Origin of the sequence: Glycomyces sp. NPDC048151, from assembly GCF_043202775.1 — a bacterium.
Taxonomy (GTDB): Bacteria; Actinomycetota; Actinomycetes; order Mycobacteriales; family Micromonosporaceae; genus Glycomyces.
This window is the reverse complement of record NZ_JBIDBB010000006.1, coordinates 462,012-476,240: the sequence shown is the minus strand read 5'-3', so window position 1 is coordinate 476,240 and position 14,229 is coordinate 462,012. Positions and strand designations below refer to the sequence as shown.

Annotated in this window: 12 protein-coding genes; 9 read left to right on the top strand and 3 right to left on the bottom strand. The window is 71.1% G+C overall.

Annotation, left to right across the window (positions count from 1 at the left end; translation table 11 throughout):
• Window positions 1-104: 104 nt before the first annotated feature.
• Together ACGGCP_RS17315 and ACGGCP_RS17310 are read left to right on the top strand one after the other, a co-directional pair.
• Entirely contained in the window at window positions 105-1,724 is a 1,620-nt protein-coding gene (locus ACGGCP_RS17315; RefSeq protein ID WP_392967207.1) for an ABC-F family ATP-binding cassette domain-containing protein, read from the top strand.
• A gap of 115 nt (window positions 1,725-1,839) precedes the next feature.
• A complete protein-coding gene (locus ACGGCP_RS17310; RefSeq protein ID WP_392967205.1) occupies window positions 1,840-2,496 on the top strand; it encodes a hypothetical protein in 657 nt (218 codons plus the stop codon).
• Window positions 2,497-2,522: 26 nt separating this feature from the next.
• Here the strand turns inward: ACGGCP_RS17310 and ACGGCP_RS17305 are convergent, their stop codons facing one another.
• Complete coding sequence (locus ACGGCP_RS17305) at window positions 2,523-3,788, bottom strand: hypothetical protein (protein ID WP_392967203.1); 1,266 nt, start codon at window positions 3,786-3,788, stop codon at window positions 2,523-2,525.
• A gap of 104 nt (window positions 3,789-3,892) precedes the next feature.
• Here ACGGCP_RS17305 and ACGGCP_RS17300 point away from each other — a divergent pair, with 104 nt between their 5' ends.
• The 3 genes from ACGGCP_RS17300 (at window position 3,893) to ACGGCP_RS17290 (ending at window position 6,522) form a co-directional block, all read left to right on the top strand.
• Complete coding sequence (locus ACGGCP_RS17300) at window positions 3,893-4,159, top strand: helix-turn-helix domain-containing protein (RefSeq protein WP_392967201.1); 267 nt, start codon at window positions 3,893-3,895, stop codon at window positions 4,157-4,159.
• Window positions 4,160-4,299: 140 nt separating this feature from the next.
• Window positions 4,300-6,174 carry an ABC transporter ATP-binding protein gene (locus ACGGCP_RS17295; RefSeq protein WP_392967292.1) on the top strand — a complete coding sequence of 625 codons (1,875 nt, stop codon included), beginning with the start codon at window positions 4,300-4,302 and terminating at the stop codon, window positions 6,172-6,174.
• A gap of 144 nt (window positions 6,175-6,318) precedes the next feature.
• Window positions 6,319-6,522 (top strand): cold-shock protein, encoded by a 204-nt coding sequence (locus ACGGCP_RS17290; RefSeq protein WP_392967199.1) that lies wholly within the window; start codon window positions 6,319-6,321, stop codon window positions 6,520-6,522.
• Between the two features lie 62 nt (window positions 6,523-6,584).
• Here ACGGCP_RS17290 and ACGGCP_RS17285 read toward each other — a convergent pair whose 3' ends face one another.
• Window positions 6,585-7,757 (bottom strand): hypothetical protein, encoded by a 1,173-nt coding sequence (locus ACGGCP_RS17285; RefSeq protein ID WP_392967197.1) that lies wholly within the window; start codon window positions 7,755-7,757, stop codon window positions 6,585-6,587.
• Window positions 7,750-8,352 (bottom strand): SigE family RNA polymerase sigma factor, encoded by a 603-nt coding sequence (locus tag ACGGCP_RS17280; protein ID WP_392967195.1) that lies wholly within the window; start codon window positions 8,350-8,352, stop codon window positions 7,750-7,752. The genes ACGGCP_RS17285 and ACGGCP_RS17280 overlap by 8 nt, the downstream gene beginning before the upstream one ends.
• A gap of 171 nt (window positions 8,353-8,523) precedes the next feature.
• Here ACGGCP_RS17280 and ACGGCP_RS17275 point away from each other — a divergent pair, with 171 nt between their 5' ends.
• The 4 genes from ACGGCP_RS17275 (at window position 8,524) to ACGGCP_RS17260 (ending at window position 14,028) form a co-directional block, all read left to right on the top strand.
• Window positions 8,524-9,549, top strand: a complete 1,026-nt coding sequence (locus tag ACGGCP_RS17275; RefSeq protein ID WP_392967193.1) for a GNAT family N-acetyltransferase — start codon at window positions 8,524-8,526, stop codon at window positions 9,547-9,549.
• Window positions 9,546-10,568 carry a GNAT family N-acetyltransferase gene (locus tag ACGGCP_RS17270; protein WP_392967191.1) on the top strand — a complete coding sequence of 341 codons (1,023 nt, stop codon included), beginning with the start codon at window positions 9,546-9,548 and terminating at the stop codon, window positions 10,566-10,568. The genes ACGGCP_RS17275 and ACGGCP_RS17270 overlap by 4 nt, the downstream gene beginning before the upstream one ends.
• 101 nt (window positions 10,569-10,669) lie before the next feature.
• Window positions 10,670-11,695 carry a GNAT family N-acetyltransferase gene (locus tag ACGGCP_RS17265; RefSeq protein ID WP_392967189.1) on the top strand — a complete coding sequence of 342 codons (1,026 nt, stop codon included), beginning with the start codon at window positions 10,670-10,672 and terminating at the stop codon, window positions 11,693-11,695.
• A 236-nt stretch (window positions 11,696-11,931) separates the two neighbouring features.
• A complete protein-coding gene (locus ACGGCP_RS17260) occupies window positions 11,932-14,028 on the top strand; it encodes a DEAD/DEAH box helicase (protein WP_392967187.1) in 2,097 nt (698 codons plus the stop codon).
• Window positions 14,029-14,229: the final 201 nt, after the last annotated feature.

Genomic DNA, 14,229 nt, shown 5'->3' with positions numbered 1-14,229 from the left:
CCATGACCGTGACGTACGACGCCGCCTAAACTTGGAAAGTCTGCGGCAAAATCGCCGCCTCACCGGTCGCCGTTCCCGGCCGCCATCGCCTGAAGGAGTGCCCCATGATCACCGCCACCGGTCTCGAGCTGCGCGCCGGTTCGCGCATCCTCCTGTCCGGGGCCGATCTGCGGATCCAGCCCGGCGACAGGATCGGCCTCGTCGGACGCAACGGCGCCGGCAAGACCACCACCATGAACGTCCTCGCGGGCCTCACCCAGCCCTACACCGGGAAGATCGAGTCCAACGGCCCGTTCGGCTACCTCCCGCAGGACCCGCGCTTCGCCGACCTCACCCAGACCGCGTCGAACCGCGTCCTCTCCGCCCGCGGCCTCGACCAGCTCATCGCCGACCTCGCCAAGACCGAGGCCGCGCTCGCCGAAGTAGCCGACGACGCCAAACGCGACAAGCTCGTCAACCGCTACTCCCGCCTCGAAGAGCAGTTCTCCGCCCGCGGCGGCTACGCCGCCGAGGCCGAGGCCGCGCGCATCTGCTCCAACCTGGGCCTCGAGGACCGCATCCTCGCCCAGCCGCTCGAGACCCTCTCCGGCGGCCAGCGCCGCCGCGTCGAGCTCGCCCGCATCCTCTTCTCCGACGACGGCGACGGCATCCTCCTCCTCGACGAGCCCACCAACCACCTCGACGCCGACTCCATCAACTGGCTCCGCGGCTTCCTCGCCGGGCACAAGGGCGGCCTCGTCCTCATCACCCACGACGTGGAGCTGCTCGACGAGGTCGTCAACAAGGTGTGGTTCCTCGACCCGACCCGCTCGGTCATCGACGCCTACAACCTCGGCTGGAAGGCCTACCAGCGCCAGCGGGCCGAGGACGCCGAGCGCCGCCGCCGCGAGCGCGCGAACGCCGAGAAGAAGGCCGCGACCCTCACCAAGCAGGCCGCGAAGCTCGGCGCGAAGGCCACGAAGGCCAAGGCCGCCAAGGGCATGCTGCGCCGCGCCGAGGAGATGATCGAGAACCTCGAAGAGGACCTGCTGCAGGAGAAGGTCGCCGACGTGCGCCTGCCGCAGCCCGCCCCGTGCGGCAAGGTCCCGCTCACCGCGAGCGGCCTCTCCAAGTCCTACGGGTCGCTGGAGATCTTCACCGGCGTCGACCTCGCCATCGACCGCGGCTCCCGCGTCGTCATCCTCGGCCTCAACGGCGCGGGCAAGACGACGCTGCTGCGGATGCTCGCCGGGACGCTCGAACCCGACACGGGCGAGGTCGAGCCCGGCTACGGGCTGCGCATCGGCTATTTCGCGCAGGAGCACGACACGCTCGACCACACCGGCACGGTGCTCGAGCAGATGCAGTCGGCCGCCTCCGACTCGGGCGCGGACCTGCCCGACGCGGACCTGCGGAAGATCCTGGGCGCGTTCCTGTTCCCCGGCGACGACGTGCACAAGCCCGTGCACGTGCTGTCGGGCGGGGAGAAGACGCGGCTGGCGCTGGCGAGCCTGGTGTGCTCGGGTGCGAACGTGCTGCTGCTCGACGAGCCCACGAACAACCTGGACCCGGCGAGCCGCCAGCAGGTGCTCGACGCGGTCGACGGGTTCAGCGGCGCGATCGTCATGGTCACGCACGACCCGGGCGCGGTGCAGGCGCTGCGCCCCGAGCGCGCCATTCTGCTGCCCGACGGCGACGAGGACCTGTGGTCCGACGACCTGATGGAACTGGTCGAACTCGCCTGACACCGACCTGATCGGGGCGGCCGCGGCATTGCGCGGCCGCCCTTCGTCGTACCCGGGCGTGTGCGACCTGTGACTATGATGTGCGGCAAGACGTTTCACCCCGCCTGGAGCCGCCATGTCCGAGCACGTCGAACCAGCCCGTCGCAAGTGGATCAAGGTCCTGGGGAGCAAGGCCGGCCGCTCCATCGAGATAGTCGCTGCGCTCGCGGGGATCGTCACCTTCGGGTTCCTGGTCTGGGGCGGGGACCAGGGCGGCGGTGGTTCGGACGGCGTCGGGCCGGACCCCACCGAGTCGGACGGCGGTGAGACGGACGGCGGCGCGGAGTTCGCGCTCACGCTGCGCGATACCGAGAGCGCTCCCGGCGAGTGCGAGGCGCAGGCGATCGACTTCGACGACGTGGACGACGGCGTCGTCGGTTTCACGATGGTGCCGTTCACGACGCACTTCGAGCCGCATGTCGATCTGACCTGGGACACCTGCGACGGCGACTGGAATCTCAGCACGAAGTTCACCGACGGCGAACTGGACGCGGTCCGGGCTGAGCCCGGCACGGACCGGTCGGGCTGTGCGGCGCTGCTCGGACAGGAGGTCGGATCGGGGGATTGGGAGTTCGAGCCCGGCGCCCCTGGTCCGGTCGGAGATTTCGCGCAGGACTCGGTGTTCTGCCTCAGGACCTCGGAAGGAGCAATGGCCCGCCTGGTCGTCACGGGCCTTCTCGACTCCGGGAGCGAGAACCCCCCGGAGGTCGTGGCGGAGGTCTGGACGCCGTAGCGAGGAGCGTGGCCGGAAAGCCGGACTCAGCCGGAGTACATGAGGACGATCGCCGCGCAGGCGCCCGCCGCCGCTGCCACCAGCGGGACCCGCACCGAGCGGGTGCGCGGCGCTCCGGGCTTCCCCGCGGCGTTCGCGCCGTGGATCCGCGGGGCGGTGGCGGCCACGATGAGCCACGGGCACAAGGCGATCCAGCCGTACTCGGGCTGCTCGGGGTTCGAGCCGCTCAGCGGGGCGATCATGAGCGCCATGAGCGGGCCGATCATGAGCGGCCACGCCGCGCTCGACCCGAAGCGCCGCATGCTCTCGATGACCGCCGGGCCGCACGCCGCCAGCACGAGCGCGGGCATGAGCGCGAGCCACCACAGCTGCCCCGGGTGCGCGGCGATCTCGCCGATCGCCGCGTTGTAGGTGTCGACGAGCCCGTACGGCCACGAGTTCCCGAGGGTCGCGGCCAGCGCCAGCACCGCGAGGGCCGAGGCGGCCGCGACGAGGATCTGCCCGGACCGCCGCCGCGCGTAGAACAGGCACAGCAGCGACACCGCGAACCACGCCGCGCCGTAGGACAGCAGCGCCGCGATGCCGAGGAGGCCGCCTGCGGCCGCCGCGCCCCAGAACGCGTCCGCGCCGCGGACCTTCCGTTCCGAGACGACCGCGCCGCACGCGAGCACGGCCGCGCACGCGGCCGCTGAGATCCCGTCGATGCCGAGGGTGGTCCAGGCCGCCCAGGGCCCGAGGATGAGCACGGGGGAGAGGGCGCGGGCGGCGACCGGTCCGGCCACGGACTTGACGGCGACGATCGTCAGCGGCACCGAGAGGCAGGAGATCGCGATGACGGTGATCGCAAGGCCCGCTTGGGATCCGGTGTAGGACACCAGGAGCGCGATGGCCTGCCGCGCGCCGGCGGTGGCCGTCGTCATCGTCGTGGGGTCCACATTGGTGTGCAGGGCGCCTGCCCACGCGATCGCGGCCAGGTACGACAGCACCAGCAGCGTGTTCCACGACATGCGGGCGGCGATGGGCCGCGAGGCCACGGCGAGGACCGCGGCGGCGGTCAGGGGCGCGACGACCATGCCGACCGTGACGTGGAACTGGAGGTCCTGGGCGGGCCACCAGGGGAGCGTCGTCGGGCCGACCACTTCGGACGAGGTCTCGACCGCGACCGACGCCAGCGTCAGGGTGGCGACGAGCAGCGTGATCCAGATGCCGACGTCCCGCAGGCGCGCGTGGCGCCGCCGGGCCGGGTCGAGGGCGTCGACCCGGTCGGTGAATGAGGTCTGCGGTGCGGTCACGTTACGAAACTATCGGGTATCCGACACAAGCGACCGCCGGGCGAGAAAACTCCGGCAAACTTCACAACGCACCTTCATTACCCTCCGTGCTTAGGAAAGGACACATGGCACCAGAGGTTCCACCCCGCAGCAGTGGTGTTCCCGGCCTCCCCCCGGCCGAGTCCGCCAGGACCGACCCGAACCGGCAGGTGAGGGGCACCGAGCGCCGCGAGCTCACCGAGTTCGTGAGCGTCGAGTACGAGAAAGGGAAGAGCATCCGGGACATCGCCTCAACCATAGGGCGCTCGTACGGCTTCGTGCACCGGCTCCTCGCCGAGTCCGGCACCGAGCTGCGCACCCGGGGAGGCGCGAGGAAGGGCCCGCGGAAATAAACCGGGCCGGGCCGGGCGTTGACGGTGTCGACTAGACAGCAGCTTGCCCAAGCCCACCCGCTCCGCCTTGCAGGCAGTCGAGAGCGCGGCCGACGACGCACTTGGGCGCACACCTGAACACAGGAGGCCCGGTGTCATCGATGGGACCTGCCGGATGGGACGCGATGCGCTCCATGCGGCGCGCGGACGACCTCAAAGGCGTCACACTCTCCCGCGGCGTGAAGCGCCGCATCCTCCGCTTCGCGAGGCCCTACCGGCGCGACATCGCGTTCTTCATCGGACTCGTGACGCTCATCGCGGCGATCGGCGTGGCCACCCCGGTCCTCGCCGGCGACATCGTCAACGAGTTGACGGGCGCCGACGGCACGCAGCGCGGCGTCGTCACGATTGCCGCGGTCATCGCCGGGCTCGCCGCGGTCGAAGGCCTCCTCAACCTCGCCATGCGCTGGTACGGCGCGAAACTGGGCGAGGGCATCATCTTCGACCTGCGGCGGGCCGTGTTCGACCACGTCCAGTCGATGCCGGTGGCGTTCTTCACCCGCTCGCAGACCGGCGCGCTGGTCTCGCGGCTCAACAACGACGTGATGGGCGCGCAGCGGGCGTTCACGAGCACCCTCTCCGGGCTCGTCTCGAACGGCATCGCGGTCGCGCTCATCATCGGCGTCATGTTCTTCCAGTCCTGGCAGATCACGCTGCTCTCGCTCGTGCTCGTGCCGGTGTTCCTGGTGCCCGCCAAGTGGGTCGGCCGCAAGCTCGCTCAGCTCACCAAGGAGGGCTTCGACCTGAACGCGGCCATGAACACGCAGATGGCCGAGCGGTTCAACGTCGGCGGCGCGATGCTGGTGAAGCTCTTCGGCCGCCCTGCGACCGAGTCCGCCGAGTTCGCCGACAAGGCCGACCGGGTGCGCGGCATCGGCATCACGACCGCGATGTACGCGCGCACGTTCATCGTCGCCCTCACTCTCGTAGCGGGCCTCTCGCAGGCCCTCGCGTACGGCCTGGGCGGCGCGCTCGTGTTCGCCGGGCAGCTCAGCGCGGGCACCGTCGTGACGCTGGCGCTCCTGCTGACGCGTCTGTACGGGCCGCTCACGGCCCTGTCGAACGTCCGCGTCGACGTCATGAGCGCGCTCGTGTCGTTCCAGCGCGTGTTCGAGGTCCTCGACCTCCAGCCGCTCATCCGCGAGAAGGACGACGCCCGCGACCTGCCTCCCGGGGCCTCCTCGATCGCGTTTCGGGACGTGCGGTTCCGTTATCCCGGGGCGGACGAGGTCTCGTTGGCGAGCCTGGAGGATCTGGCCCGGCCCGACCGCTCGGACAACGGCCGCCAGATCCTCGACGGCGTCTCCTTCGAGGTCGCCCCGGGCCAGCTCGTGGCGCTCGTCGGCCACTCCGGCGCGGGCAAGACGACCACGGCGGCCTTGGTGCCGCGCCTGTACGACGTCACCGCCGGCTCGGTCGAGGTCGGCGGCGTCGACGTGCGCGACCTCAGTGCCGCCTCGCTCGCCGCGCACATCGGCATGGTCACCCAGGACGCGCACCTGTTCCACGACACCGTCCGCGAGAACCTCGCCTACGCCCGCCCCGGAGCCTCGGACGAGGAGATCTGGGAGGCCCTCGACCGCGCCCAGATCGGCGACACCGTGCGCCGCCTGGAATCCGGGCTCGACACGGTCGTCGGCGAGCGCGGCTACCGGTTCTCCGGCGGCGAGAAGCAGCGGCTGGCGATCGCGCGCGTCCTGCTCAAGGCCCCGCCGATCGTGATCCTCGACGAGGCGACCGCGCACCTGGACTCCGAGTCCGAGGCGGCCGTCCAGCGCGCCCTCGATTCGGCGCTCGAAGGCCGCACGTCCCTGGTCATCGCCCACCGCCTCTCGACGGTGCGGCGCGCGGACCGGATCGTCGTCCTCGAGGACGGGAAGGTCGCCGAGTCCGGCACCCACGACGAACTCGTGGGCCTCGGCGGCATTTACGCCGAGCTTTACAAGACCCAGTTCGACGGAGCCGGGGTATTGTAGGTTGCAGAAGCCGGTTCGGAGTATTTTTCGCAGAATCGGTGGAAGGCCAGCAATGGCAGCACACACGGGCCGCGCCGCGGGCCGCTCCGTTCCCGGAGCGCGCGCGGGCGGGCCCGCAGATCAACATCGCAAGGAAACGCAGTAATGGCGCAAGGCACTGTCAAGTGGTTCAACTCCGAAAAGGGCTTCGGCTTCATCGCTCCTGATGGCGACGGCCCCGACATCTTCGTCCACTTCACCGCGATCACCGGCAGCGGCTACCGCTCGCTGGAGGAGAACCAGCGGGTCGAGTTCGAGGTGGAGCAGGGCAAGAAGGGCCCGCAGGCCGCCAACCTGCGCGCGCTCTAACTCCGACTAGCCGAAGCCGCTGCCCTTCTCGACGTGAAGGACAGCGGCTTCTCTGCTGCCTGTCAGCCGGTGTAGTAGCCGCGCAGGATCGTCCCGCCCGAGCTCTGGCCGGGGAGCTGGACGGCGTTCATCGTCTTCCCGTCGGAGTCGGCCAGGGTCACCACGATCTGGCCGTACTGGTCGTCGCACACGATCATCGAGCCGTCGGCCAGGAACACGACGTTCGGGTTCTGGGCCTCCACCGGCAGGTCGAGCACCTCGCCCGTGGCGGTGTCCACGTACCGGTCGCAGCGGTGCGCCTGCGTGTGCCCCGCCTGCGCCGTCTCGGCGTCGTCGTACTGCAGGCACGCCCGGCTCAGGTCGGCCGAGACCGACGAGACGCCCGTGAACTCCTCGTCCGCGTTCCACACCTCGGCGCCCGCGAGCTCGACGCGGTCGCCGCCGTCCGGGCGCATCGCGACCGAGCCGTCCGAGCTGACCAGGAACTCGCCGTCGCCGGACCAGCGCGGCGAGCAGCCGACCTCCTCAGGCACCGCCGCTGCCTCCCCTGTGGACAGGTCGAGCAGGTACCCGCCGGTGCTCGACGCGTCGGCCTCGTTGAGCACCACCCGGTCCGAGTCGGGCGACCATGACGGCTTGCACTGCGCGGTGAACACCCCGACCCCGTCGACCTTGTCGCCGGTGAGGGTCGCGACCGTCCCGGTGCAGCCGTCCGGGCTGCCCACCAGGAACCGGCTCCCGTCGGGCGCCATGAAGTACTCGCCGTCGTTCTGCAGCACCGTCTGCGGCTCGCCGCCCTCGAAGCGGACGAACGTCGGCTCGGCCGAAGCGCCGTCCTGGCGCACCTCGAACACGAGCCCGTCGGGCAGCGTCCCGAGGTCGGTCATCGAACCCGAAGGCGCCCAACCGGACCACTCCAGCCCGCACGGGGCCTCGGCCCCGGTCGGCGTCGCCTCGTCCTCCGCCGTCGGGTCGTCGTCCGGGACCGTCGTCGGATCGGTCGCCCCGACCGTGGGGTCCACCGCCGGAGGCAGCTCCTCTGCCCGGTCGCGGTCGACGATCGCCGCGGTCGTCCCGCCCGCCATCGCCAGCCCCGCGACCACGGCGAACGCGATCGTCGCCACCCGCCGCCGCGCGATCGACCGCGCCCGCCGGTACGCCCCGGCGGCCAGGTCCCGCGAAGGCGGTTCCACTTCGGCGATGCCTTGCAGCACTTCGCGAATCGAGTCAGGCATTGGCCTCTCCCCTCACGTTCGCGAACTCCGTCTCCCACCGCGCCAGGTGCGTCCCCGGATCCCCGCCGAGCACCAGCTCGGGGAAGCCGTTCCGCAGCCGCCGCAGGCCCCGCTGCACCCGGGCCCGCAGCGTCGGGACCGGGCAGTCGAGGATCGCCGCCGCCGAAGCCTCGGTGTGGTCCTCGAAGTACCGCAGCACGATCGCGGCCCGCTGCGTCGCCGGAAGCGACAGGAGCGCCGCGTGCACCGCGAGCCGCAGCGCCGTGTCCGGCTCGTCGTCGGGGCGCTCCGGCAGCGCCTCCGTCGCGATCTCGGCGACCTTCCTGCGCCGCCACAGGCTCACGTGCAGGTGGTACATCGTGCGCCGGGTGTACGCCTCGGCGTTCGCGGTGCGGTGCAGCCGCTTCCACGACCGCCACGTGCGCGCCAGCGCGTCCTGCACCAGGTCCTCGGCGAGCCCCCGGTCGCCCGTGAGCAGGTACGCCGAGGCGCACAGCGCCCCCGACCTGGCCCGGACGAAGTCCTCGAACTCGCTCTGCGGAGTCTTCGGCGGGGGCCCGGGCGGCGCCCCCGAATGGACATGGGATCCGGTCACGGTCGGTTCCGTTCTATCGTGACGATGCGGTGTGGATACCCGCTAAGACGAGCGGACGGGCACCGCTGCGCATCCTACGAACGGACAGCCACACCTGACCGAACGGACAGCGGCCGCGCATCCACCGATATGCGATTGAGACCGTCCGTCCCCGACCGGCACACTGTCCCAGTGGAAATCATCGAATTCAACGCCGAGGACACCGGACTCGTCGAACAGGCCTACGCCCTCCTCACCGCCGCGCACCGCACCGACACCCCCGAGAACCCCGCCCCCGTCGAACGCTTCTTCAAGGCGCTCTTCACCCACCCCTTCCCCGGCCGCGAGAACCGCTGGTACGCCTGCGTCGAGGACGGCGAGCTCCTCGGCCACGCCCGCGTCACCTTCTTCACCGACGAGAACCGCGAACTCGCGATGCTCCGCTTCGGCGCCGTCCACCCCGCCCACCGCGGCAAAGGCGTCGGCACCGCCCTCCTCGACCGGGCCGAGCGCACCAGCGCCGAGCACGGCCGCACCACCGTCCTCACCGGAGCCCCCGTCTACTGGGAAGGCGGCCCCGAACGCGACGGCGGCTTCGCCCGCCTCCTCGAAGCCCGCGGCTATGCGAAGGCCCTGACCACCGTCAACCGCCGCAGCCCCGTCGACCCGCTCGGCCCCGAACGCGAAGCCGAGCAGTACGCGAAGGCGCTGGCCGCCGCGGGCGACGCCTACGAAGTCCGCCAGTGGGTCGGCCCCGTCCCCGACGACCTCCTCGACACCATGTGCCGCATGGAGACCACCATCATCAACGAGATCCCCCTGGGGGAGATCGAGATGGAGATCGAGCACATGACCCCCGAGAAGCTCCGCGCCCGCGAAGCCGTCCACGCCGCCGAAGGGCAGCTCATCGCCCACTCCGTCGCCCTCGACAGCGCGGGCGAGATCGTCGCCTGGACCGAGGTCGCCGTCGACGAAGGCGACTACCGCGACGCCCACCAGGCCATCACCATCGTCGACCCCGCCCACCGCGGCCACCGGCTCGGCCTGCTCCTCAAACTCGCGAACCTCCGCCAGATCCGCGAGCGCTTCCCGCACGTCGAGTACATCTGGACCGACAACGCCGACGTCAACGCGCCCATGATCGCCATCAACGAGCTGCTGAACTACACCACCGTCGACGCCAACGCCGAATACCAGCTGAAGCTGGAGTCCGAGTGACCGCGGCGATCCGGCGCGTCCTCCCCGGCGACGCCGACGCGCTCCGGCAGGTCCACGAGGTCTTCGAAGCCGTCCGCGCCGCCGAGACCCCCGAGAACGCGCCCGTCCCGGCCGAACGCTACGCCGGGGCGCTCGAACACCCGCCGCCGAACTCCGAGATCCGCTGCTACGCAGCGGAAGCGGACGGAAAGGTCGTCGGCCTGCTGTGGATCTACCTGCCGCTCAAGGAAAACACGCACTACAGCGAGACCGAGCTGGCCGTCCACCCCGCGCACCGCCGCCGAGGCGTCGGCACCGCGCTCCTCGACCACCTCCTCCAGGTCGCCCGCGACGAGGAACGCACCGAAGTCATCGTCAGCCACCGCGCCCAGGTCGAAGGCGGCCCCGTCCGCCCCGACACCGGGGCGCGGTTCCTCGAAGGCCGCGGCTTCACCGTCGCGCTGACCGAGATCGACCGCAGCCTCCGCCTCGACACCCTCGACCCGGCCGCCGAGACGCGCCTCTGGGACGAGTCCATCGGCGCCGCCGACGACTACGAACTCGTCTCCTGGATCGGCCGCTGCCCCGAGGCGTACGTCGAAGGCCTCGGCCGCATCGACTCGCAGATCTTCGCCGAGATCCCCCTCGGCGACGTCGACCTGCGCCCCCGCACCGTCGACGCCGACTTCGTGCGCACCCGCGAGGACCGTGCCGAAGCCCAGGGCCACATACTGATCCGCACCATCGCCGTCCACAAGGCCACCGGCGACGTCACCGCCAACACCGTCATCTACGCCCAAGCGGGCGACGAGCACGCCGGCCAGGCCATCACCATCGTCGACCCCGCCCACCGCGGCCACCGCCTCGGCCTCCTCGCCAAGCTCGCGAACCTCCGCCAGCTGCGCGAGCACCACGGCCACGTCACCACCGTCTGGACCGGCAACGCCGACACCAACGCCAACATGGTCGCCATCAACGACCTCCTCGGCTTCCGCCCCGTCGACGCCCGCGTCTCCTACAAGCGCAACCTCGCCGCCTGACCGACCCGCCCGTGCCGGACCCGCACCGGCACGGGCGCACCCCGCCCGCGGAATCCGTAATTCGTTTGCCGCAGGTCACCGCCGGTGTCCACACTGACGGCATGGAAATCATCGAACTCGACACCGATGACGGCGACCTCGTCTCCGGCTTCTTCGACGTCATGACCGCGACCCACGCGGCCGACCACCCCGAGAACCCCGCCCCGCACCGCGCGAACTTCATCGCCGGCCTCTCCTACCCGCCGCCGGACGAGGACGAGGCCCACTTCGCCGCCGTCGAAGACGGCAAGGTCGTCGGCATCCTCGGCATCGGCCTCCCCAACCGCGCCAACCTGCACTTCGGCTGGGCCTGGATCAACGTCCACCCCGACCACCGCAGGCGCGGCATCGGCTCGGCCCTCGCCGACCACTTCATCGCGTACGCGCGCGAGCGCGGCCGCACCGAACTCACCCTCGACACCCATATGAGCTGGGAAGGCGGCCACGAGCGCTCCAAGGCCGGGCAGCTGTTCGCCGAGAAGCACGGCTTCAAGCTCGCCCTCACCTGGATCAACCGCCGCTGCTACGTCGACGCCCTCGACGAGGCCACCGAGCAGTCCCTCCTGGAGAAGGCCCAGGCCGCCGCCGGAGACGACTACGAGATCATCTCCTGGATCGGGCGCACCCCCGAGGAACTGGTCGAGACGATGGCCCGCATCGACTCCACCATCCTCGCGGAGGTCCCGCTCGGCGACCTCGAACTCGAACCCGAGACCATCGACGTCGAGCTCAAGAACGCCCGCGCCGACCGCAACGAGGCCATGGGCATGAACATCGTCCAGACCGTCGCCCGCGACCGCGCCAGCGGCGAGGTCGTCGCCAACACCGCCGTGTTCATCCACGACGACGGCGAGTTCCCGCACGCCTACCAGGGCATCACGATCGTCGACAAGGACCACCGCGGCCACCGCCTCGGCCTGCTCCTCAAGATCGTGAACCTGCGCCTGGTGCGCGAGAACTTCCCGCACATCCGTGCCATCTGGACGGACAACGCCGACGTCAACGCCCCCATGATCGACATCAACGTCACCCTCGGGTACGAGATCGTCGACGCCGGAGGCGAGTTCCAGCGCAAGTTCGACGCCTAGGGCCCGTCCAGCCCGCGAAGCCGCGGACCCGAAAGCGACACGGCTTCGAAATGGTGTCTCTAGGCACAAGCCGACCGTGGAGGTGGCGGGCCTCCTCCACGGTCGGCTATTGTTCTTAGCTGGCCCTCTTAGTGGCCCGATCAGGCGCGTCCCGCCCCATCACCGTCGGCTCATGGTGAACCAAATCTCCGCGGAACGTGCGTCACTTACGAAGTCGTTCTCGCGGAAGGCGAACCATGACCCTTGACCAGACTGTGCCGGATGCTGCCGTCAGTGAATCCGACACTGCACTCGAAACTCCTGAAACCCCCGAAACCACCGAAGCTCCGGCCGTCGAAGCCGCTGCCGCCGACGTGACCTCCGCCGAGGCCCCCGCCGCGGACGACAGCACCGACGAGACCGTGGCCGAGAACACCGAAGCCGTTGCCGCCGAAGCGGACGCCGCCGACGAGTTCACCGTCGAGACCGACGAGGTCCCGGCCTACACCGGCCCGTCCTTCGACGAGCTCGGCCTCCCAGAGAAGATCACCGCCGCGCTGGCCGAGCAGGGCATCATCACGCCCTTCCCGATCCAGGCCGCGACGATCCCGGACGCCGTCGCCGGACGCGACATCCTCGGCCGCGGCCAGACCGGCTCGGGCAAGACCCTGGCCTTCGGCCTGCCGACCCTCGCGCGCCTCGCCGCGGGCGGCCGCACCAAGGCCAAGCGCCCCCGCGCGATCATCCTGACCCCGACCCGCGAACTGGCGATCCAGGTCGCCGAGTCGCTGCAGACCTTCGGCGACGCCGTCGGCATCGACATGAAGGTCGTCTGCGGCGGCACCGCGTTCAACCGCCAGATCGACGCGCTCCGCGCCGGGGTCGACATGCTCGTCGCCACCCCGGGCCGCCTGCGCGACCTCATCCGCCGCGGCGAGTGCTCGCTCGAGGACGTCGAGCTGGCGATCCTCGACGAGGCCGACCAGATGGCCGACATGGGCTTCCTGCCCGAGGTCGAGGAGCTGTTCGACCAGCTTCCCGCCGGCGGCCAGCGCATGCTGTTCTCGGCGACGCTGGAAGAGGAGATCGACGTCCTCGTCCGCAAGTACCTGTCCGAGCCTGTCGTCCACTCGGTCGACCCGCCGGCCGGTTCGGTCACCACCATGACCCACCACCTGATGCTCATCGGCCCGCGCGACAAGGCCACGATGACCGCCGCCGTCGCGTCCCGCCCGGGCCTGACGATGGTGTTCGTGCGCACGCAGCTCGCCGTCGACCGCATCGCCGAGGAGCTCCGCGAGGCCGGCGTCAACGCCGAGGGCCTGCACGGCGGCATGTCGCAGCAGGACCGCTCGAAGGTCCTCGACCGCTTCAAGAACGGCCGCCTCGACGCGCTCGTCTGCACCGACGTCGCGGCCCGCGGCATCCACGTGGACGGCGTCGACATGGTCCTCCACGTCGACCCGCCGAAGACCCACAAGGACTACCTGCACCGCGCCGGGCGCACCGCGCGCGCCGGGCAGTCCGGGCACGTGGCGACCCTGGTGCTGCCGCACCAGAACCGCAGCATGTTCAGCCTCATCGAGCGTGCCGGCGTCGAGGCCACGCGCCACTACGTCAACGACAACTTCGACGCCGAGCTGACCAAGCTCATGGGCGCCCGGAACTTCACCGACCTGCGCGCGGTGTCGGCCGAGCACCAGGCGAACCGCAGCGACGAAGAGGTCAAGCGCCTCGAGCGCCAGATCGAGCGCATGAAGGAGGACGCCGAGGGCCTGCGCGCCGAGGCGGCCCGTCTGCGCGAGCAGGCCGAGCGCGAGATCGTCGAGGGCCCGTCCAAGCGCCGCGACGACCGCGGCCCGCGCCGCGACCGCGACGACCGCGGCGGCGAGCGCCGGGGCGGCTACGGCGAGCGCCGTGGCGGCGGCGGTTACCGCGGCAACCGCGAGGGCGGCGACCGCGGCGGCTACCGAGGGAACCGTGAAGGCGGCGACCGCGGCGGCTACCGGGGCAACCGCGAAGGCGGCGACCGCGGTGGGTACCGCGGCAACCGCGAGGGCGGCTACCAGGGCAACCGCGACGGCGGCCGTGGCTACGGCGACCGCGACAACCGGGGCGGCGGCTACGGCGGCGGCGAGCGCCGCTCGTACGGCGACCGCGACAACCGCGGTGGCGGCTTCCGCGGCGGCGAGCGCTCCGGCGGCTACGGCGAGCGCCGTTCCTACGGCGACCGCGACAACCGGGGCGGCGGTTTCCGCAGCGACGACCGGGGCAACCGCGGTGGTTTCCGCGGCGACGACCGGGGCGAGCGCGGCGGCTTCCGCGGCGACCGCGAACGCCGCGACCGCTGGTAACCACCGCAGCGCCAACCGGCACTGACTGACGAAAGCGGCCCTGGGGAACTCGGTTCCCCAGGGCCGCTTCGCATCCCCAGAAGACCCGCGCGCAGTGTCGGACCCGTGTGGGAGCATCGTGTCATTTCTTCGGTTGGTCGGAGGCGGATGCGGGTGGGAAGGGGCACGCCCTAGCGCCGCCCGGCGCGGCGGGCGCCGCGC

Bases quoted from the DNA above. Each gene is read 5' to 3' on its own strand.
- ACGGCP_RS17315 (WP_392967207.1), top strand. From the start codon at position 105: ATGATCACCGCCACCGGTCTCGAGCTGCGCGCCGGTTCGCGCATCCTC.
- ACGGCP_RS17310 (WP_392967205.1), top strand. From the start codon at position 1,840: ATGTCCGAGCACGTCGAACCAGCCCGTCGCAAGTGGATCAAGGTCCTG.
- ACGGCP_RS17300 (WP_392967201.1), top strand. From the start codon at position 3,893: ATGGCACCAGAGGTTCCACCCCGCAGCAGTGGTGTTCCCGGCCTCCCC.
- ACGGCP_RS17295 (WP_392967292.1), top strand. From the start codon at position 4,300: ATGGGACCTGCCGGATGGGACGCGATGCGCTCCATGCGGCGCGCGGAC.
- ACGGCP_RS17290 (WP_392967199.1), top strand. From the start codon at position 6,319: ATGGCGCAAGGCACTGTCAAGTGGTTCAACTCCGAAAAGGGCTTCGGC.
- ACGGCP_RS17285 (WP_392967197.1), bottom strand. From the start codon at position 7,757: ATGCCTGACTCGATTCGCGAAGTGCTGCAAGGCATCGCCGAAGTGGAA.
- ACGGCP_RS17265 (WP_392967189.1), top strand. From the start codon at position 10,670: ATGGAAATCATCGAACTCGACACCGATGACGGCGACCTCGTCTCCGGC.
- ACGGCP_RS17260 (WP_392967187.1), top strand. From the start codon at position 11,932: ATGACCCTTGACCAGACTGTGCCGGATGCTGCCGTCAGTGAATCCGAC.